Below are 20,438 nucleotides of genomic sequence, written 5' to 3'. Positions count from 1 at the left end.
TGTGGCAAGCCGGGCTCAGTCTACTTGCCCGCTGCTCTGTCGCCCACGCCGGGCGACCGCGGGCCGGGATAACCCACAAAACCGTTTCCAGCGTCGGCAGGCGGGCTCGCGGAGGGGGGGCGGCGGGCTTTGCCCGATCCGCGTAAGTTGCCCCCCTTTTTCACGGCAACTAGACTAGATGTTTGCCCGGTTGGGCTCGCTACGCCCCGCCGCCCCGCACCTTTCGGCCCCGTCAGGCAGCTCTCGATGATCTCTCTCCCGGCACAACGACCGGCCTGTCCTCGCTCTACGCACCCGTTGGTGGCGTTCGTGGGGCTCGCTGCCATGATGTTGGCCGCGACGCCGCTTGCTGAAGCTCAGGAGCGGCGTGCTCCGCGGGTGTTCGCTCCGGGAGTCGAGACCGTGCTCGCTGCGGCGGTTGATCCCGACTCGACGGCAAGCGTTCACGATCTGGTCGAAGTGCTGGCCGACAAGACGCTGGAATGGGAGCCGCGCGTGCTCAGCCCCAGCGAAACCCTGCACAACCAAGCCAAAGAGGTGCGTTTCCGTCGCGACGTCTGGCGGCTGGAGTTTGCCTTCAAGCCGCTACGCATGATCCGTCTGCTGCCCGCCAACGGCGGCGAGCAAAAGCTGGTCTGGTACCTGGTTTATCGGGTCAAGAACACGGGAATGGCTTTGCACCCGACCGAGTCGGCCGAGACGGGCGAGTTTCTCGCCGAGCCAACCGATTCGGGCCCGGTACGGTTCCTGCCCCATTTGGTGCTAGAGGGGAACGATTTGGCTCCCAACGGCGGAAAGATCTACCGGGCGTATCTGGACAAGGTCATGCCGGGTGCCGTCGAGGCCATCCGCGCGCGTGAGGTGCCCGGTCGGCGGCTGTATTCTTCGGTTCAGATGCCCCTTGAGCCCCTGGCAGTGGGGGAAGAGCGGTGGGGCGTGGCGACCTGGTCCGACCTGGACCCCGAGATCGATTTTTTTAGCATCTTTGTCAGGGGTTTGACCAACGCCTATGACTGGACCGACCCCGCGGGCCTCTATCAGTCGGGCGACGCACCGGGCAAGGGGCGCGAGTTTGTCAGCCAGACCCTGCAACTTAACTTCTGGCGGCCCGGCGACCGCTTTTTGCAGCACGAAAACGAGGTGCGGCTCGGGGTTCCGCCGGGCAAGGCGAGCCTGTACGGGGTCGACGAAGGGGTTGCCTATCGGTGGCTGTATCGGTAATCTGTGGGGCTCGAATAACGACTCTCCCCCAGCGTGGGTCCGTTTGCCGAAAGGGGCCGTAGGGGCCTCTCCGGCTAAAACCGCGACCCCGCCCCAGCACAGCCGACCAAGCACTCGGAGACCCTGCGATGGCACACAAAAAGGGACAAGGCTCAAGCCGCAACGGCCGCGACTCGAACGCCCAGCGCCGGGGTGTGAAGAAGTACGGCGGCGAGCATGTCATCGCGGGCAACATCCTGATCCGTCAGCTTGGCAACAAGTGGCGTGCGGGACGCAACGTTGGCCAGGGCAAGGACTACACCCTGTTCGCGCTCACCGAAGGCCATGTGGTGTTCGACCAAGAGGGCCGTCGCATCAACATTGCCCCGCTCGAAGCCAACTGATCTGCCGCTCGCTCGCCTGCTGACGCCGATCGAGCGATCCCTCCATCAAGCCAAGGGCGAGCCGATCCCGATCGGCTCGCCCTTTTTTATTGCGCTACTTTTTCGTTGCGCTGCCGATCGCCTTTTTCCGCCAGCAGCCCTACCGTGTTCGTTGATCGCGTTACTGTCGAGATCGAGGCTGGCTCGGGGGGCGATGGCTGCATGAGCTTCCGCCGCGAGAAGTACATCCCCCGCGGTGGCCCCGATGGGGGCGACGGCGGCAACGGCGGCAACGTGGTGGTCCTCGCGCGCGAGGGAGTCGATAGCCTTCAAGAGCTAGTGCATCGCAAGCACTGGCGTGCTCGCGGTGGAGTGCCGGGGCAGGGAAGCAATCGTCACGGCGCGTGCGCCGACGATCTCGTGATTCACGTTCCGCCCGGCACGGTGCTCCGCGACGCGGCGCACGACCTCGTCATCCGCGACCTGAAGAACGACGGCGACACGGTGGTTGCCGCACGCGGCGGTGCCGGCGGCAAGGGGAACACCCGCTTCAAAAGCTCCATCAACCAAACACCGCGAGAGTACACCCGCGGAGAAAAGGGCGAGCGGCGGCATGTCATCTTTGAGCTGAAGGTGATTGCCGATGTCGGCCTGCTCGGCAAACCCAATGCCGGCAAAAGCACGCTGCTCAGCCGCGTCAGTCGCGCTCGGCCTGAGATCGCCGACTATCCGTTCACCACCAAACGACCGAACCTCGGCATCGTCGAGGTTGACTTCGATCGTCAGTTCGTGATGGCCGACATCCCCGGATTGATCGAGGGTGCCAGCCAGGGGGCGGGCTTAGGGCACGAATTCTTGCGTCACGTTGAACGCACCCGTGTGCTCATTCATCTGGTCGAGCCGGCACCGATGGACCAGTCTGACCCACTGGAAAACTACCGCGTGATCCGCGGCGAGGTGGAACAGTACGCCGAGCAGCTAGGGGTCGATCTCGCGTCGCGGACCGAAGTGGTTGCGGTGAGCAAAGCCGAGCTGCCCGAATCCGCTGATGTCCAGGCCCAGCTGCAAGAGACAATCGGCAGGCCCGTTCTGCGGTTCAGCAGCGCGACCGGCGAAGGGCTGCGCGAGCTGGTCGAAGCGGCTTGGACCGCTTTGCATCCGCCCCGCGACTGACGAGGGTCAGATACGTTGGAGGGTGATCGCGGCGTCGATCGCTTCGCAGCCGGCTTGCGCGATCCGCGCCACGCACGCTTTAGCGCTGAGCTTTTGTAGCCCCTTAGCGGTGAGGCATTCATAGGCGTCAATCAGTCGGCGCTCCACAAGCGGGCTGGTCAGCCGCACGTCGCCCGCGATCAGCACGAGTCGTTCGCCCGTGGCAAGCTCGAAAGAGCGTGACGCGTAAGCCGCCTCTTGGTCCCAGCCGAGAGGCGTTGCATCGGGCAGGATTGCCTGGGTGTTCGCGACACGCACGCGCAGCGCCCCAGCGGGTCCTGCGGCGGCGTAGGAGCCCCGTAGAGGCTGGCCGGTGGTCTGAGCCTCGAGCGGCGAATCGAGCAAAGCGATCGCGATCGAGACCCCTTCGCCCGACATCGTGGCCTCGTAGACCGCCCGATTGACGCGCTCCAACAGATCGCCGGCCGTAGCGGAAGACTCGGCAAGGGTCCGTGCGGCGACACGCGCCGATTGCAGCGCCACCAGCGCCGACTCCGACGGATCGCCGGGCGAGTCAACAATCGACGCCGCGGTGGCCAGCACCCGACCATCGGCCAGCGTGTGCCAATCGTGCATCGCGACCGATCCATGGTCAAAGGTTCGTCCGGCCAGTTGCAAGGCTCCCTGCTGCGGGGCCTCGGTCGGCAGCTCCGCGGTCAGCGACGCCGGCTCGGCTTCGCACGCCGCCGCAGCGGCATCGCCGAGCGGGTGGTGATCGCGTTCGCTCGCCGCTTGCTCGGCTTCGATTTCTAGCGCGAGACGCCCGCCGATGATCTCGACCAGCTCAACCGTTTCGTCGGCGATGGCACGGGCACGGGCATCAAAGAGCCAGAGCACGCCGTGAATGGTGGTTGCCGAAGAGACGGGGACCGCGATCGCTGCCGCGGCTGAGCGATGGAGTCCCCACGGCCGTGCCTCGGCGGCGTCCTGGACAACAACGGCTCCGCCGGCGAGCACCGCCAAATCGGCCTCGGCCTCCGCCAGCGGACGGCGTGCTGGTTTGACGGTGCGCGAGGGGTCCCAGTTGGCGCGCCGGGTGAGCGAACGCGTGCCGCTATCGAGCAGCCAGAGTTCCGCCGCAGCGAAATCGAGCCCGCGGGCCGCGCCGCCGAGCACCGCCACGAGTCGCTGCTCGGTGGCGGACCCCGCGCAGGGCTGCGCCGACTCGGAGACCACCGCCTCCATCCCCGCGGGCGGGGCCAAACGCGGCCCGAGCTGCAGCGGATCGGCGATCGAAAAACCGTTGGGCGTCGGCGTGAGCGGATCGGACATCGACAAGCAGACCGGACTGCGCAGGGGGAGAGAGGGCAGGGGGGAGGGAAGCCCTGCGACCGCAGGGTTTCGCTAACCGCTACGGACTTACATCGGGACTTCAGAGCTTGAGGTTGTGTTGGAGCGAAAGAGGGAGGGTTATGACGGCTGGAACCCGCTAAGCTGTGCCGACAGGCGGCTTGTCGCAGGTTCGTTGGTCGATCCGGCGGCAGCCGCTCGCTCTGATGACCCCTCTGTTCCTGTTTCCTCCTTCCCAGCGACTTGCCCCCAGTGGGGGGCGGCGCGTAGCGGATTGTTTGCGATGCCTCTACACGTGCGGATTCTGCTTGGCATGGTCTTGGGCCTGCTGGTCGGCTGGTTGGCGACGTTGGCCTGTCTTGATTGGCTGGTGATCGACTGGATCAAGCCGCTGGGCGTGATCTTCATCAACGCCCTGAAGGTGATCGCCGTGCCGCTGATCATCGCGTCGCTCATCAAGGGGGTGTCGGACCTCAAGGACCTGTCGAGCCTCTCCTCGATGGGCAGTCGAACCGTGGTGCTGTACTTGTTCACCACGGCGGTGGCGGTGACGCTCGGGTTGGTGATCGCCACGGCAGTGAGCCCCGGAGCGGGTATCGACGAAGCAACGCGCGACACGCTGATGGCCTCTGCCGAGCAAGAAGCGGCGGGCAAGATCGCGATCGCCGCGCAGCAGCAAGAGAAGGGACCGCTACAACCGCTCGTGGATCTTGTGCCCGGCAACATCTTTGCCGCGGCCGCCGACAACAGCGCGATGCTGCAAGTGATTATCTTCACGCTGTTCTTTGGCGTCGGGTTGATCTTGGTGCCCGAGACCGAAGGCCGTCCCGTGAAGGCGTTCTTCGACGGGCTCAACGCGGTCATCCTCAAGCTGATCGACCTCATCATGCTCGCCGCACCGATCGGCGTGTTCGCGCTGCTGGCGGCGCTGGTGGCGGAGACCCCCTCGTGGAGCGTGTTCCTCGCGCTGCTCGTGTACAGCCTGTGCGTGGTGGCGGGGCTCTTGGTGCTGATCTTTGTCTTCTACCCGACGCTCGTCCGGGTCTTTACCGGGGTGGGTTACGGGGCGTTCTTTCGCGGGTTGGCACCGGCCCAACTGCTGGCGTTTTCCACCAGCTCCAGTGCCGCAACGCTGCCGGTAACCATGGAACGCGTCGAAGAGCACCTGGGCGTGGACGAAGAGGTGGCGAGCTTCGTCCTGCCGATCGGCGCCACCGTGAACATGGACGGCACGAGCCTGTATCAGGCGGTGGCCGCCGTCTTTATCGCGCAGGCGTTTGGCGTGGACCTCTCGCTCGGCGATCTCGTGACCGTTGGCATGACCGCCATGCTCGCCTCGATTGGCACCGCGGCCGTGCCGAGCGCGGGGATCGTCATGCTGGTGATCGTGCTGGGGGCGGTCGGCGTCCCCGAGGCGGGGATCGCGCTGATCTTCCCGGTCGACCGCGTGCTGGACATGCTCCGCACGGTGGCGAACGTCACGAGCGACGCAACGGTCGCGATGCTCGTGGCCAAGAGCAGCGGCAAGCTGCACGCTCCGCAACCGAAAGAGTGGGACGACGATTACCAGCCTGAGCCACACAACTGAGCCGAGTCGCGTTATGCAGTCCCTGAGCGCGGGTAGCACGGATAGTCGGCCGTGATGCGTTCTGCTAGCCGGCACACTGTAGACCGGCCGCTTTTCCGTGAGCGTCAGCCCAAGAGCTTGTCCGGGAATCGTAGCCGGATCGGTTTCCCGCTTGTCGCAAACGGCACCGACAATCGGCGGTATCAGCTTACGACAAGGGCCGCGCAGTAACCGTCTGACTTTTCGCTGCTACGCGAGGGGCGATGAGTTGCAGGTCGTCTAAACCACGCCCCCCTGCATCACTTCGTGATAATGTCCTTCACGGTCATGCCGCTGGGGATCATTGGCAGCACGTGCTCTTGGTAGGGGACCGCCACGTCGAGCACGAACGGCCCGTCGTAGTCGAGCATCTCGTTGATGGCGGCTTCGAGGTCTTCCTTCTTACCGACATAAGCACCGCCGCAGCCGTAGGCCTTCGCGATGCCGACAAAGTCTGCGTAACGGTTGGCGTGATCGAGCTCGCCGATGCCGTCTCCCTCGCCCGACCACTCGGGCTTGTCGATCGGGCCCAGGTAGGTGTGCGCGCGGTTGCCAGCCATGAAGCGGTCTTCCCACTGCACCACCATGCCCAGGTGCTGGTTGTTGAGCAGGAACACCTTCACGGGGAGCTTCTCACAGACCAGGGTCGAGAGCTCCTGGATGTTCATCTGGAAGCTGCCGTCGCCGTCGATGTCGATCACCAGTCGGCCGGGAAAAGCCGCTTGGACGCCCATCGCGGCGGGCAGGCCGAAGCCCATGGTGCCCAGGCCGCTGGAGCTCAGCCACGTACGCGGTTCCTGGAACTTGTAGAACTGGGCGGCCCACATCTGGTGCTGGCCGACGCCGACCGTAATGACCGGATCGCGCTCGGCGGTCATCTGCCAGAGCTTCTCGATGGCGTGCTGCTGGGTGATGCCGGGGAACGTGCGATCGTAATCGAACGGGTGATCGGCTTTCCACTTCTTGCACTGCGCGACCCAGGCGGAGATGTCCTCCGGCGCTTCGACGATCTTGTTCAGCTCCTGCAGCGCGTACTTCACGTCGCTCTGCACGGGGATGTGGGCTGGCTTGTTCTTGTTGATCTCCGCGGCGTCGATATCGATGTGGATGATCTTGCCGTGCTTGCAGAACGCTTCGAGCTTGCCGGTCACCCGGTCGTCGAACCGCACGCCTAGGCCGATCAGCAGGTCGGCCTCATCGACAGCGTAGTTCGCGTAGACGCTGCCGTGCATGCCGAGCATGTCGAGCGATAATTCGTCGGTGCCCGGGTACACGCCCAGACCCATGACCGTCATGGTGGTGGGGATGCCGGTCTTGGCGACGAGCTCGCGGAGTTCCTTCGAGGCGTCGCTCAGCACGACGCCGCCGCCCGCGTAAATGACCGGGCGCTTGGCGCGCTTGATGGCGGCCGCGGCTTGGCGGATTGCCTCGGGGGCGGCGAGTGGCTTGGCGGGGTTGTAGCCCGGCAGGTTCAGCTTGCAGTCGTAATCGGGTACGCACTGTGCGAGCTGGATGTCCTTCGGCACGTCCACGAGCACCGGCCCCGGCCGGCCGGTCGAGGCGATCAGAAACGCCTCCTTCATGACGCGGGCGATGTCGTTGACGTCCGTCACCAAGTAGTGGTGCTTGGTGATGCCGCGGCAGACCTCGACCATCGGGGTCTCTTGGAACGCATCGGAACCGATGACCGCGGTGGGCACCTGACCCGTGACGCAGACCAGCGGGATGCTGTCGAGCTTGGCGTCGGCGATAGCCGTCACCAGATTCGTGGCACCGGGGCCTGAAGTGGCCATCGCGACCCCCACTTTGCCCGTGCTGCGCGCGAGCCCCTGAGCGGCGAAGGCCCCCCCCTGCTCGTGGCGGGGCAGGATCGTCCGCAGCTGGTCCTGCACACGCGTGAGCGCCTGGTGGAGCGGCATGCTGCACCCGCCCGGGTAGGCGAAGATCGTATCGACGCCGTGATTCAGCAGCGACTGCACCAGGATGTCGGCCCCGGAGGTCAGTTGGCTCTTGGTCTTCGGCTCGGCGGTCGTGGCGGGCATGGCGGAAGGCGACAACGGGTCGCGGTAGGGAAGCGGAACGGGCGGACCCCGCCGGGACAGCTAGGGCAGCAGCCAGGTGAGGTGAAGGTAATCCTGTATCTTAGGCAGCAGGGTGCGGTTGGGGCAACAATCGGAGCCCGAACGCCCCGCCGCCCGCGCTTGGCCCCCCTGCCGGGATCGGATCGGTGCGGCCGGTATCCGCCGCCATTGGCTAAAAAGACCTGAGCCCGTGCGCGAGCAATCGGGCAGGCATGAAAGCGGTTCTTGCTGGCCGTAAGCTCGAAAAACGGTGCGAGCCGACTGGCTCAATCCCCTCCGCCCGCCCGGTGGAGGGTGAGCGAGTACAGCACCACCACCGCCCCGCCCGAAAGCAGGCTCCAAGGGGCCCACTCGGGGGGGGTCACGTTACGCGAGGGGCTCACCACCTGCCCGGAGCGCACCTGCGGCTTGAGCACCGCACGGTTGATTGCCAGGGCTTCAAGACCCAGCAAGCAACAGTACACGCCGATCGCCAGAAAAAAGGATCGCCACATGGTCAGTTGACCGCGTCGCACGGAAGTCAGGGTGAACGGCAGAGCGACCCGGTGTCGGTTCCGCCCGATTGTTTGTGCCCCACAGTTTGGGCCCGCCACTTACTGGCCCGCAGGTTAAGCAAGTCCGGTGGTTAAGCAAGCTAGCACTGAGCGCTATCGGAACGCTCGCCACCAAGGCCGCAGGCAAACTGCCGGGTAACGGTCACCGCGGGAGCTTGCGTGACGGGTTGCGTCGGTTCGGTAAACTCACGGGGGGTGCTAGCAACACCATCGCTAGCCGGTGCGGCTTCCCGACAATCCGCGCTATTCGGCTCAACCGTGCCAGTCGGCATTGCCGATCTGATTCGGGTACGGACTGCGACGCGTGAGCTGCAACGCTTGCCGATGCACAACGTGTTGACTCACGGATTCGCCGAGGGACCGGCCGGATGCAAGTTAGCCACCTGAAGATTTATCGCGGCCCTGAAGACGAGGCTGCTCGCGCGGCCAAGCCGACACCGTCGGCACGGGTGTCGGACGATCGCAAGCGGGTGACCGCCTCGGTTGCGGCGGTGTTGCCGCTGATTGCCGACGCGGTGCTCAGCCAACGCACCTGGTTGCGTGACTTCGAGGACGAGGAGATGACCCTGTCCGCGGACCTGTACGAGGTGCTGATGGCTTATCAGCACTTCCGCCGCCCCGTGGCCTGAACGGCTCCGGTGAACCGCTTAGGGCTCGCTCGCTTGCTAGCGCTTGGCGGCGCGATTGATCGCGCTGTTGGCGAGGTTCAGGGGCAGTCCCCACCGCTCGGCCCCCTTGGCTCGTCGTACAACTGGCGAATGCCTGCCCGTATCGATACGAGCTGCCGCAGCTGATCGCATTGCGTATTAGCGGGGGCCAGCCCCGGCCCTATGCGTGTGGACAAAGTCCACCAAGGCGCGGGCGTTTTCGGGCGGGGTTTGGGGCACGATGCCGTGTCCCAGATTGAAGATATGGCCGGGGCGACCGCCTTCTTCGGGAAAGGCAACGCTCTCGAGCAGCGCGGCGGCGCGGCGTTCGATGGTGGACCGATCGGCAAGGAGCGTGAGCGGATCAAGATTGCCCTGCACCGCCACGCCGGGCCCGAGTTGATTCCAGGCTTCGGCCAGGTTGGCCCGCCAATCGATGCCCACGACATCGCCCCCCGCTTCGGCCGCCAGCGGAAGCAGCGCGGGATTGCCAGCAGCAAAGTGAATAACCGCGGCTCGGGGATCGAGCCCGCGAATGACCTGCTGCGTGTAAGGCAGCACATAACGCCGATAGTCGTTGGGGCCTAAGCAGCCGACCCAGCTGTCGAACAGCTGAACCGCTTGAGCACCGGCGGCTATCTGCGCATTGAGGTACAGCGTTACCGCTCGTGCGAGGCGTTGCATGAGCGCGCGCCATGCGCCTTCGTCACGCAGCATGAGCGTCTTGGTGTGCAGGTAGTTGCGGCTGCCGCCCCCTTCGATCGCGTAGCTGGCAAGCGTAAACGGAGCGCCGGCGAAACCGATCAATGGCAGGCGGTCGCTCAGGTCGTCGCGGGTCTGGCGAACGGTCTCCACGACGTAGTGCAACGCCTCAACGCTCTCGAGATCGATCACCCGATCCACGTCGTCTGCCTCGCGGACGGGGTTGTGAATGACGGGACCGTCCCCCTTGCTGAACTCCAGGTCGAGTCCCATCGGTTCGAGGATCGGCAGCAGGTCGCTGAAGATGATTGCCGCGTCGACCCCCAGGTAATCGACCGCGGTGCACATTACCTCGCTGCACAGCGCGGGATTTTTGCACAACTCCAGGAAGCCGACCTTTTCGCGAACCGCGCGGTACTCCGGCATGTAGCGGCCGGCCTGCCGCATGAGCCACACCGGCGTGCGCGAGACGGGCTCGCGTCGGCAGGCGCGCAAGAAGTCACTTTCCCCCCAGGGTTTGCCGGCCGAGGCTTCGCGCAGCGCCTGCTGGCGTACCAGCGCATCGGACGAGGGGGCCATCGGTTGGGGACGTGCAGCGCTCAACAGATTCTGTACCTGGGCCTTAAGCGTGCGTACCTCGTGACAGCGTTCCGCCGCCTCGATCACGAGTCGGCCCATCGAACCCGCACTCGACTCGATATCTACCGGCAGTTCGAGTTGGCGGAGCCGCTCGCTGGTGGTGGGGCCGATCGAGGCGATGACCGTTTCGCGCAGACCGCGTCGGACTTCGTTGAGCAGACCCTCTTTCTCGGCGACCCCCAACAGGTTATTGAGCTGATTGGCCGACGTGAGCAGCAGCACGTCGATCTCACCGTTGACGAGCCGTTGTACGTTAGCTTCGAGCGGAGCGGTGTCGGCGGGCAGAGCCCATTCGTAAACGCGCACGCGATGCACGATGGCCCCCCGCGCTTCAAGCCCGGCGATCAGGCTGGGGTTGCTCTCGCCGTACTCTTGGAGACCGATCGTAAGATTGGCGACGGGCAGTTCGGTGTCGAGCGTGGTGAGCACCTCGCGCCACGTGTTGGGGGCCGGCGCGCGATGCGTTGGCGTAAGCCCCAGCTCGCGCAGCGCCGCGACCGGCTTAGGCCCTCTTGCAATCAGCGGCACGTCCGACAGCGCGGCAAGGAAACGCTCACGCCCCACGTGGCGTTCGATCTGCTCGACGAGCATCTTCGTGCCGACGCCGGTGAGCAGCAGCACCGCGTCGATCTGCCCGGCGATCAACCGATTGGCGAAGTCGATCGCGGCGCGATTCTCGGCGATCGGCGCCTCACGCATCGAAGGGCTGACGAGCGCTTCGCCCCCCATGCGTTGGATCAGACGTGCCATCTCTTCGCCCCGACGACTCTCCATCGCGGCGACACGCAGCCCCGCGAAGGAGGCGGGGGGAACGGCTTCTGAGGACGAAGTGGAGTCGCTCATCAACGAGACGTTATCCGCAAAGGGTATCAAAGGAGGGCATCAAGGAACCGCTAGCGCCGTTGGTGGCTGACGTTTCGGTTTGAATCGAAGCCAGCGCACGGGCGCGAGAATCTCACGACGATTCTAGCGTCTTACTCCCTTCGCCCGCAGCGCTCCGACCGCAGCGAGACCCGTCTCTTAATCGCGCCTTTGAGAAAGCTGCTTGACATTGCTGGAGCGCTTCGCAAAACTCCTGGGCGTGCGAGGGAGACACGTCGCCGACGCTGGTCTCCCGCTTGTCGCGCAATGCTGACAGCTGAGTTCGCCGATATTTTTATCGTTGCACACGGCCTGTCGCACCGATCGATCGAGCGCCGTACTGGTGCCGGTTTTCTGCGCGAAATCTGTTTACTCTCGGGGATTGCTATGCGCCGACCAACGACGTGCCTAGCAATTAACCACCGCCAGCCGAGCGAACTAACGGATGTCCGCCGCACGCCGTTGTTGCTGTGGCGCACCGCTTCCCATCTTAAGGACCTGACGAAAGGCCCGAGAAGGAACCCGACGACGGGGGGGCACCCCCCAATTGGTCTAGAGACAAAGACGGGCAGCCTCACGGACACATCAGCACACCCGGGCACAGCAGCACGACAAACCGCAGCGGTTTGGAGGGCGTTCGACCCGCTGTGGTCGAACTGGCCAGCAAAACCGATCGATTCAGCGGCAAGGACTGCTACGAGGTATTGAGGGACGGCACCGAAGGACCGAAAACGTGCGGAGCTTGATTTCGATCATCCCGCGACACGGATTGTCCCCTCCCGTTTTTTGTTAGAGCCGCGGCGAGCGGGCGTCTTCCCGCTCGCCGCCGTTCTTGCCAACGAGATCGTCGATGCCGCTCTGCCTGGTCGCGCTCGGCTCGAATCGAGGCGATCCAAACGCGGCCCTCTCCAACGCAATCGCGCAGCTCCAACGGATCGCGATCAAAGGTTCGTTGGTCGAGAGCGCGCGACACGAGACCACTCCCGTGGGGGGGCCCGCAGGGCAGAGCGTTTTTCTCAACGCGGTTGCACGCTTCCAAACCGAGGCCTCTCCCGTAGAGGTCCTCGAGGCTTGTCAGCAGACCGAACGCTTGATCGGACCGCGCGATTCGGTCCGCTGGTCGGCACGCGTGCTCGACCTGGATCTGTTGGCTTACGATGATCTTGTGATCGAGACTCCGGCCTTGCGGGTCCCGCACCCGCGGCTATCTTTTCGGCCCTTCGTGCTACGGCCTGCCGCTGAGGTGGCCCCGGATTGGCAGCATCCGGAGCTTGGGGCAACGTTGGCCGGCCTGCTCGCAAAGCTGGAAAATCCACCCCAAAGGGTCGCGCTTTGCGGAGCGCGTCGCACGGTCGAACTTCTGCGGACGCTGGTGGAGGCGTCGACCGAGCCTCGCGGCGTGGCTCTCGACGTGCGAGAATCGGAGACCCTGGCCAGCGGCTCGCCTCCAGTAGGTCTGTGGATCGACGCGACCGTCGAAGGCCTCGCCACCGCGGCACCGCGGCTGAGGATTGCGGACTGCGATCCCCAGCGGGTTGACGAGGAGATCGCGGCCGCGATCGAGTGCGTTTGGCCAGCACGCGGCTGATCGGGAGGGTGTCTGCTGTCGTTGCTTTGCCTGTTGCCTTCGTTGCCGAAGAGATCACGCCCGCCGTCATGGCCGCACCCTTACAAATCGAAGAAGTCGCAGCAGTGCGGCAGTGGGTGCGCGACGCGCAATCGGCGGGGGCGCGGGTTGGTTTTGTGCCGACCATGGGGGCTCTCCACGCCGGACATACAAGCCTGGTTGATCGCGCACGACGCGAATGCGATCGCGTGGTCGTCAGCCTGTTTGTGAATCCAACCCAGTTTTCCCCTAACGAAGACTACGAACGTTACCCGCGACCGCTCGAAGACGATCTGCGGCGGCTGGAAGCCGCCGGGGCCGACGCGGTGCTGCTGCCTGCCGTCGAAGCAATCTATCCTCCGGGAGATGCGACCACGGTTGATGTGGGGTCCGTAGCGATGCCCTGGGAGGGGGCCAGCCGTCCGACCCACTTTCGCGGCGTGGCGACGGTGGTCACCAAGCTGTTCGGTGCCGTGCCCGCTGATCGCGCGTATTTCGGTCGCAAGGATTATCAGCAAACGGTCGTCGTGCGGCGGCTGGTGACGGATCTACTGCTACCAATCGAGATTGTGGTGTGCCCCACGGTGCGCGAGCCCGATGGTTTGGCGATGAGCTCTCGCAACGCTTATCTGTCGCCCCGCGAACGCCAGCAAGCGCTCGCCGTGCCCGAGTCGCTGGAAATCGTCGAGCGTTTGGTTACCCAGGGCGAACGCCGTGTGGAGCCCTTGCGAGCCGCGGCGCTGGAGCGGCTTGATAGTGCTGAGGGCATGGAGCCCGACTATGTCGCGTTCATGGCCGACGGCACGGTCGAAGAAGTCGAGCACCTCACCGGCCCGACTGTCGTTGCGGTTGCGGCGCGTGTCGGAAGAACGCGGTTGATCGATAACCGGCTGCTCGCCTAGGTTGTCCGTCGGGGCTATGTCCCCTGTCGGCCAACAGCATGCGATTCGTTTCATCACCTCCCCCTTTAAGCACAAACGGTTCACGTCGATGCGCAGCGAGCTGTTCCGTATCCCGTTAGAGTGGGGGGGCGTGCCGCTGTTTGGTGGGGGAGCGCTACTGGTTGCGTTGCTGCTGGGTGTCGGGCTGTATGCTTTGTGGAGCAAGCGCGCTCACGGTGCCCAGGCCGACCTGTGGGGGCTGCTGCCACCGACGGGAGTGGCCGCCGCGATACTGCTCCTGACACCCCGGCTGGCTCCTGCCGGCGTGCCGATCCGTGCCTACGGGGTGTTGCTGGTGGCGGCGATTGCCGTGGGGCTGGTCATGAGTATCCATCGGGCCCGGTCGCGTGGCATCGACGCCGACACGGTCCTTTCGCTCGCGCTGTGGTGGTTGTTTATTCCGGGCATCGTGGGGGCGCGCCTGTTCTTCGTGATCGAGTACTGGGAGGTGCGCTACGCCGCGCTGCCGTGGCGTGAAGCGGTCTTCGATGCGTTCCGGTTCACCGAAGGGGGGCTGGTGGTCTACGGATCGCTGATCGGTGCGACGCTCGGCTTTCTGGCGTTTGCTTGGCGTTATCGTCTGCCGGCACTTGCCCTGGCTGATCTGATCGCTCCGAGCCTGTTAGCCGGGCTGGCGATCGGCCGCGTGGGTTGCTTGATGAACGGCTGCTGCTTTGGTGGCCCCTGCGAACTTCCGTGGGCCGTTACATTCCCGCCGACGAGCCCCCCGTTCGAAGAGCAGCTTGCTCGCGGCGAGCTTCACGGCGTGCGGCTCAGGACGGCCACGGACGGGCAATCGCTAACGATCGACCTTCCTGCGGAACACGCTGGCGAGCGTGTGCTGGCGGTCGATGGTGTCGCGACCCGATCGGCCTACGAAGCGGCGGCCGGCTTTCGCGCGGCCTACGCAGCGGGACGTCCGGTCGAGCTCCGTCTGGCGCGAGGTGAGACGCTCCGCCTGCCAGCCTCCACGCTGCGGCGCAGCCGACCGGTGCATCCCACCCAGATCTACAGCACGATCAACGCCGCGCTGTTGGCGTGGTTGCTGTGGACGCTTTACCCCCTGCGACGGCGCGACGGGACGGTGCTGCTGACCATGCTAACGCTGTACCCGATCGGCCGATTTTTGCTCGAGATGATCCGCATCGACGAGGCCGATTTTCTCGGCACGGGGATGAGCATCTCGCAGAATCTGAGCTTGGTGCTGCTAGCAGCCGCGGCCCTCGGATGGTGGGTCGTGCTAACCCGACCGGCTGCGCTGTGGCCGGGGATTTCTCAGGGCTCTGACAGCAAAGTCGGAACCCCCGCGCCGACTGCGGCGTAGACTTAGGGCAGTCATTAGTTTGGGAGCCGTTCGGCAGATCGCCGTGGCGGCCGGTTGCCACCCCCCTCGCCGGAGGCAAGAGATTCGTGCTATCCCCAGCCTTCCCTCGCCTGGTGTATTTTGCTTTGGCGCTTGTGGCGTTTGCTTTGGTGGCCCCCCTAAGGGGGGTCGAAGCCGCCGAACTTGTCGAGCCTGGTGTCGCCGCCCCCGCGGACGCTGAACCCGCCGCGGAGCGACTCGTTCCCGTCGGCCCCACCGCCGACGCTGACAGCAGCGTCGACGCGGCCGACGCCCCAGCACGCCGTTTCCGCAATCGCCCGCGTCGGCTGCTTCGGCCCGGTTTTATCGAGCCCAGCGAGCCCACACTTCCTGTTGAAGGTGAGACCCGTGTCGGACGGTACTGGATCGGCGTCGCTGCAACGCCGACGCCGCCCGAGGTGCTCGCGCAGCTTGATCTGGGAGACGCCCCCGGTTTATTGGTCCGCGAGGTCACGCCCGAGAGCCCCGCCGCCGCGGCGGGCGTGGCACCCTGGGATATCCTGACCCATGTGAATAACAAGCCGATCGCGAGTGTTGCCCAATTGGCTGACGCGGTGGGCGAAGCGGGCGAGAACAAGGCGCAGCTCGTGCTCGAGTTGCTCCGCAAGGGCCGACCGCAGACCGTGTTTCTCAAGCCCGTCTTGCAAGCGATCGCTCCGCCGAGCGCGCCGATGGTTGGTCCCCAACCGGGCGACGCCGCCCGCGGTCGGTTGCGCCAATGGCTCAGCCAACGACTAGCCGACCCGAATCTCTTTGCAGAGGGGGGCCTGGACCGACTGTTACAGGAACAGCTCGCGGAGCTGGATCAACAAGACCCTCGGCTGGGGGCAGGCGAGGCCCCGCCGTTCGTCCCGCCCAACTTGCCCGGGGAGCTTCCCGCGGCGCTGCCTAGCGGCGTGTCGGTCAGCATTACTCAGAGCAACAACGGCCCCGCCGAAGTGACCGTGCGGCGTACGAATCCCAACGGCCCGGCGGATGAATGGCGCTTCGACGCGGACGACGAAGCGGCGTTGGCCGAGTTGCCCGACGATGTGCGGCCGATGGTACAGCGCCTGCTCAGCAGACAAGGTGCCCCGCAGGCGTGGATCCTGCCCAACGGGGACCCAATGGCGGGAGATGTGCAGCAGCGTTTGCAGCAGATGGAAGCACAGCTGGATCGGTTCCGGCAGCAGATGCCGGGCGATCCGCTCGAAGGAGCCCCGCGCCTGTTTGGCGTTCCGCCCCAGCCTCAGGCCTTCCAGCCCCAAGACCCTGAGCTCCAAGCCCCCGAGCTCCAAGCTATAGTGCCCGAGGTGATCGCGCCGCTCCAAGCGGTGCCAACTCCTGCCGACCAGCCCGAGGCCGCCGCAGAAGGTCCCACCGAACTGGTGGTGCCGGCGGAGTAAGTTGCGCGCTACCGTCGTACTTCGTTTGCTGCGCTAGCGGTGCGAACCGCTGTTTGAGGCGCTGGGGGGGTGGGCTGGCTGCCGGAAATCAACATCGGGGGTTGCCCCATGTTCGTGGCGGCCAGAGCCTGCTGGACATTGTCGGTCTTAAAGCGATAGAGGGCACCGGTCGCGACATCGACCACCACGCCCAGACCGCCTCCCACAGCAAGGTTGCCGATCGCCCAGGGGTTGAACGTCGGATCAATCGTCGCTTGAGCGGTTTCGTAGCCGTACTTCTCGAAAGTTGCCGTGTAGCGAGCCGGGCGGAACCATTTGCGCGACCGTTTGAGCGAGACCGAAGCAGGCGTGATCGCCTGGGCGACCACCTTTCCTTCGGCGTCTTGGACAACCACCCGCGCTTCGGGCGGACTCGAGACGAGCTGCACGTCGCTGGTGCGTCCGCTGATGATCGTCGCGCAGCCGCCAACAATCAGAACCAAGCCGATTGCCAGTGCTAGCAGAGGGCGCCGTAAGCGAGTCATCGCGACTCGTCTCGGGGGTGATCGGAACACCGTTCGCGGCGCGAACGGTAGCGATCTCCCCGATCGGCGGCCAGACCGATTCCGTGCGGGTACTACGACCGGAACGCTTCGGGTTTTTAGAGCAGGTTGGGCGCAATTCCGAGGGACAAGCTGCCCCTTCAATTGCCGAGCGATTCCGATCCGCTCGGCGCGGGGATCACCAGCGGCGTCGCTTCCGCTGGGGTGCTGCGCCGCAGCTGACCACAGGCGGCGTTGATCTTGTCTCCCTTGCGGTGCCGGAACTTCACGGGCACACCCCCGTCGGTCAGCACCCGCTCAAACTCCTGCTGCGCCTCGCGCGAGGGGGTGCGATAGGGTAGCCCTGCCACGGGGTTGTAGGGGATCACGTTCAGCAGCGCGTTCCGCTCGCGGAGTAGCCGCACCAATTGGTGTGCGTGCTCGGGCCGATCGTTGATCTCGTCGAGCAGCACATACTCGAACGTCAGGCGGCGTCCCGAGACGGTGTAGAACTCGTCGGCCGCTGCCATGATCGCCTCGATACCGATCTTGTCGTTAACGGGCACGATGCGGTTCCGCAGCTCGTCGTTGGGCGCGTGCAGCGAGATCGCCAGCCGATACTGCGGTGCCTCGCGCGCCAAGCGACGGATGGCGGCCGGCAGGCCGACCGTCGAGATCGTGATGCGTCGTCCGCTGATTCCCAGCCCCTCGGCCGAGCTAATGTCAGCCAGCGCTGCGAGCAGATTGTCGAGATTCGCCAGCGGCTCGCCCATGCCCATGATGACCAGATGGCTGAGCCGTTCGTCGGGTGCCATGCGGTGCTGCAAGCGGAGCACCTGCTCGATAATCTCGCCGCGGCTCAGGTTGCGCTCGACCCCGTCGAGGCCGCTCGCGCAAAAAACGCATCCCATGCCGCATCCGACCTGGGTGCTGATGCACATGGTGCGTCGGACCGAGCCGGCGGCCGCAGCCCCGCGGCGCACCTTTTCGCGCAGCAGAACGCACTCGATGCGGCCGCCGCCGTCGAGCGCCAGCAGGAGTTTTTCCGTGCCATCGTCGGCCGCGGTATGGCGGGCGACGCTGGTGGACCACAGCGGCAGCTCTTCAGCCAGCTTGCTGCGGAGCGGCTTGGGGAGGTTGCTCATCGCGTCCCACGACTCGGCCCGCCCTTCAAACAGCCAGCGCCGAACCTGCTTCACGCGGTACGCGGGCAGACCATGCTGTTTGCCGGCATCGGCGAGCAGGGTGTCGAGGTCGTTGAGCAGATGGGGAGTGGTCACGCGTTATTTCGGAGAAGTCCAGCGGGCGGTGCTCGGGAGCGCGGGAGCGGCCAGGGCGAGGGGGGGACGGGGAGTGTCGGCACAGCACGAGCTGAGCCCGCGCCGGCACTAGCGGGGGGCGAGCAGCACCGGTGCCAGCGTCGATAGATAATACGCTCGCGGGGCGGCCAGTTCGATGAATCCCCGTAAATCGGGTCCGTGAGCTTCGCCCGACGGGACAGGCGTGACCGCTCCGAGCAACTGCTCCACGGGCGAGACCTTCTTGCCGTACTCCACGGCGCGGACGTCATCGAGCGAGACGCCGGCGAGCTCGGCGGCGCGTTCGATCGCGTCTTCCAGAAATCCGATCCGGTCTACCAGGCCCCGCTCTTTGGCCTGATCGGCGCTAAAGATCTGCCCGGTGGCCACCGCGGCAAGTGCCTCGGGGTCATCGCGTAGGGCGGGCCGGCCGGCCGCGACGATCCCCTTAAACCGCTCGTAAGACTCGTCCACCAGCGTTTGCAGCACCTGCTGCTCGCGCTCTTCCATGCGGCGGGTGGGGCTCCCCATGAGCTTCAGATCGCCGCTAGCGATCGACTGATCTTGCACGCCGGTGACCCCCATCAGACGCGAGAAGTTGTAGAGCGGGATCACCACGCCGATCGAGCCGGTCCAGGTGGTCGGTTCGGCATAAATCGTGTCGGGCTCATCGCCGACCGCCATCGCCAGGTAGTAGCCGCCGCTGGCGCACAGGCTGCCCATGCTGACCACCAGCGGCAGCTTGCGAGCGGCGAGCAACGCGCGCGTTTTGTGGTAAAGCCGATGGCTGTAGGTGACGGTCCCGCCTGGAGAATCGACCCGCATGACGATCGCGACCACGTTGGGGTCCTTTTCGATCTTCTCGAGCTGTTGCTCTACGAAGTCGTCTGCCTCCATGATGGCCCCGGAGACCTTCAAAACCGCGATCTTCTGCGTTGCCTCGCGGCTCAGGGAGTAGTGCTTTTCGGTGGGTCCCTCGCCGTCGCCAAAGTACTGCCGATAGCTAGCAGAGAGCCCCATGATGGTCAGCACGCACAGGCCCAAAGCGATCAAGAGGAGCTTGCCAAACCGGCCGAAGAGGCTCTCACGCGGCTGGAGGACGATGGTCTGAGGGGGCGACACGGGGGCGGGGGAAGCAAGCGGATCCATGGCGCCAGGGTGGTCAAAGGCGGGCGGAATAGGGGGGGCGAAGCGGGCGTTGGCCCCGGTAGAGCTCGATCATAAGGCGGGGGGGCCCAACCACCAACGCTCGCCACCCTGTGCTGAGGGTTTAAGCCCCGACAAGTCGACGTACGGTGTTGCCCGCCCCGCGCCACTGCCGCTAGAGTAACCCCCTAGATTGATCTGCCCCCCCGACCTGCGCCGCTAGGAGAGCTTCGCGTGTTTATCTGTGCGTCGACCGAGTGTTTGCCCGATGTCGCCGCTGATGAGGTGCTCGAGGTCATGGTGGACCTCGGCTTCACAAGCGTCGAGTTAGCTTTGCACGAGACAGGAGGCTGGCTCCGGCCCAGCCAGGTGCTGGCCGATCCTGAGGCCGCGACGCTGCGTTGCAGCTCGACGCGGCGGCTCGATGTCGCGGCGTTGAGCCTGGGCATCGAGGCTGAGGGGGAAGCCTTTTACGAACAGTTTGATGCCTGTGCGAAGCTTGCCAAGGCGATCAAGGTGGTGACGCTCGTTGTGCCCGCCTCGCCGCTGGGCACACCGTTTAACGAAGAGATCGAGCGGCTCAAGCGGCTCGTGGCGATCGCCGCATTCGAGGGGGCCGTCGTCGCGCTCAAGACGGGCATCGGCACAATGACCGAAGACGCCGACACTGCCGCCCTATTCTGCCAGCACGTGAAGGGGCTGGGCCTGACGTTCGATCCAAGCTGCTATCTGGCGGGCCCGCACCAGGGCAAGCCGATCGACAAGCTGCTGGAATTTGTCCGCCATGTGCATCTCCGCGACAGCAAGCCCAACGCTTTTCAGGTGCGCGTCGGGCAGGGAGATATCGATTATGGCAAGCTGATCGCGCAGCTTAGCCGGACGAAGTACCGGCGCGCGCTGGGGGTCCATATGACCCCGATGGAAGAGTTCGAGCATCGGGCTGAGCTGCGCAAGTTGCGGCTGTTGCTCGAAAGCCTGCTGTAGAAGGTCTCGCCTCGGAGGT

At 65.3% G+C, this 20,438-nt stretch carries 17 protein-coding genes; 10 read left to right on the top strand and 7 right to left on the bottom strand.

From position 1 onward, the window contains the following. Positions 1-324: 324 nt before the first annotated feature. The 3 genes from Pla111_RS08130 to obgE all read left to right on the top strand — a co-directional run bounded on the left by Pla111_RS08130 (position 325) and on the right by obgE (position 2,756). Positions 325-1,221 carry a hypothetical protein gene (locus Pla111_RS08130; protein WP_146573187.1) on the top strand — a complete coding sequence of 299 codons (897 nt, stop codon included), beginning with the start codon at positions 325-327 and terminating at the stop codon, positions 1,219-1,221. 128 nt (positions 1,222-1,349) lie between these two features. Beyond that, positions 1,350-1,604: a 50S ribosomal protein L27 gene (gene rpmA, locus Pla111_RS08125; protein WP_146573185.1), complete on the top strand. Its 255-nt coding sequence runs from the start codon at positions 1,350-1,352 to the stop codon at positions 1,602-1,604. A 144-nt stretch (positions 1,605-1,748) separates the two neighbouring features. After that, positions 1,749-2,756: a GTPase ObgE gene (gene obgE / locus Pla111_RS08120; RefSeq protein WP_146573183.1), complete on the top strand. Its 1,008-nt coding sequence runs from the start codon at positions 1,749-1,751 to the stop codon at positions 2,754-2,756. Between the two features lie 6 nt (positions 2,757-2,762). Here the strand turns inward: obgE and Pla111_RS08115 are convergent, their stop codons facing one another. Further along, a complete protein-coding gene (locus Pla111_RS08115; RefSeq protein ID WP_146573181.1) occupies positions 2,763-4,067 on the bottom strand; it encodes a GAF domain-containing protein in 1,305 nt (434 codons plus the stop codon). A gap of 301 nt (positions 4,068-4,368) precedes the next feature. On the opposite strand from Pla111_RS08115, the gene Pla111_RS08110 reads away from it, so the two are divergent. Beyond that, positions 4,369-5,673 carry a dicarboxylate/amino acid:cation symporter gene (locus tag Pla111_RS08110; protein ID WP_197524862.1) on the top strand — a complete coding sequence of 435 codons (1,305 nt, stop codon included), beginning with the start codon at positions 4,369-4,371 and terminating at the stop codon, positions 5,671-5,673. A gap of 278 nt (positions 5,674-5,951) precedes the next feature. Here the strand turns inward: Pla111_RS08110 and ilvB are convergent, their stop codons facing one another. Further along, complete coding sequence (gene ilvB / locus Pla111_RS08105) at positions 5,952-7,733, bottom strand: biosynthetic-type acetolactate synthase large subunit (RefSeq protein WP_146573177.1); 1,782 nt, start codon at positions 7,731-7,733, stop codon at positions 5,952-5,954. 305 nt (positions 7,734-8,038) lie between these two features. Then, the gene (locus Pla111_RS08100) at positions 8,039-8,287 is read right to left on the bottom strand and encodes a hypothetical protein (protein ID WP_231930842.1); all 249 of its coding nucleotides are present in this window, start codon (positions 8,285-8,287) and stop codon (positions 8,039-8,041) included. Positions 8,288-8,694: 407 nt separating this feature from the next. Between Pla111_RS08100 and Pla111_RS08095 the strand changes: the two genes are divergently transcribed. Beyond that, entirely contained in the window at positions 8,695-8,955 is a 261-nt protein-coding gene (locus Pla111_RS08095) for a hypothetical protein (protein ID WP_146573175.1), read from the top strand. Positions 8,956-9,132: 177 nt separating this feature from the next. Here the strand turns inward: Pla111_RS08095 and hemE are convergent, their stop codons facing one another. Then, positions 9,133-11,157: a uroporphyrinogen decarboxylase gene (hemE, locus tag Pla111_RS08090; protein WP_146573173.1), complete on the bottom strand. Its 2,025-nt coding sequence runs from the start codon at positions 11,155-11,157 to the stop codon at positions 9,133-9,135. An 868-nt stretch (positions 11,158-12,025) separates the two neighbouring features. Here hemE and folK point away from each other — a divergent pair. The 4 genes from folK to Pla111_RS08070 all read left to right on the top strand — a co-directional run bounded on the left by folK (position 12,026) and on the right by Pla111_RS08070 (position 16,470). After that, positions 12,026-12,763 carry a 2-amino-4-hydroxy-6-hydroxymethyldihydropteridine diphosphokinase gene (folK, locus tag Pla111_RS08085; RefSeq protein ID WP_146573171.1) on the top strand — a complete coding sequence of 246 codons (738 nt, stop codon included), beginning with the start codon at positions 12,026-12,028 and terminating at the stop codon, positions 12,761-12,763. Between the two features lie 8 nt (positions 12,764-12,771). After that, positions 12,772-13,683: a pantoate--beta-alanine ligase gene (gene panC, locus Pla111_RS08080; protein WP_231930841.1), complete on the top strand. Its 912-nt coding sequence runs from the start codon at positions 12,772-12,774 to the stop codon at positions 13,681-13,683. A 16-nt stretch (positions 13,684-13,699) separates the two neighbouring features. Beyond that, positions 13,700-15,046 (top strand): prolipoprotein diacylglyceryl transferase, encoded by a 1,347-nt coding sequence (locus tag Pla111_RS08075; protein WP_146573169.1) that lies wholly within the window; start codon positions 13,700-13,702, stop codon positions 15,044-15,046. 149 nt (positions 15,047-15,195) lie between these two features. Beyond that, positions 15,196-16,470 (top strand): PDZ domain-containing protein, encoded by a 1,275-nt coding sequence (locus tag Pla111_RS08070; protein WP_197524861.1) that lies wholly within the window; start codon positions 15,196-15,198, stop codon positions 16,468-16,470. A gap of 8 nt (positions 16,471-16,478) precedes the next feature. On the opposite strand, the gene Pla111_RS08065 is transcribed toward Pla111_RS08070, so the two are convergent. From Pla111_RS08065 to sppA, 3 genes are all read right to left on the bottom strand, one after another. Beyond that, complete coding sequence (locus Pla111_RS08065) at positions 16,479-16,994, bottom strand: hypothetical protein (RefSeq protein ID WP_146573165.1); 516 nt, start codon at positions 16,992-16,994, stop codon at positions 16,479-16,481. A 158-nt stretch (positions 16,995-17,152) separates the two neighbouring features. Continuing rightward, complete coding sequence (gene rlmN / locus Pla111_RS08060; RefSeq protein WP_146573163.1) at positions 17,153-18,271, bottom strand: 23S rRNA (adenine(2503)-C(2))-methyltransferase RlmN; 1,119 nt, start codon at positions 18,269-18,271, stop codon at positions 17,153-17,155. A 108-nt stretch (positions 18,272-18,379) separates the two neighbouring features. Beyond that, positions 18,380-19,438, bottom strand: coding sequence for a signal peptide peptidase SppA (gene sppA / locus Pla111_RS08055; RefSeq protein ID WP_146573161.1), 1,059 nt, complete (start codon positions 19,436-19,438; stop codon positions 18,380-18,382). Positions 19,439-19,669: 231 nt separating this feature from the next. Here sppA and Pla111_RS08050 point away from each other — a divergent pair, with 231 nt between their 5' ends. After that, the gene (locus Pla111_RS08050) at positions 19,670-20,419 is read left to right on the top strand and encodes a sugar phosphate isomerase/epimerase family protein (RefSeq protein ID WP_231930839.1); all 750 of its coding nucleotides are present in this window, start codon (positions 19,670-19,672) and stop codon (positions 20,417-20,419) included. Positions 20,420-20,438 lie beyond the last annotated feature (19 nt).

Source organism: Botrimarina hoheduenensis (assembly GCF_007859815.1).
GTDB classification, from domain to species: Bacteria; Planctomycetota; Planctomycetia; order Pirellulales; family Lacipirellulaceae; genus Botrimarina; species Botrimarina hoheduenensis.
The sequence above is the reverse complement of the archived record's forward strand: the minus strand, read 5'-3'. Positions and strand labels throughout refer to the sequence as shown.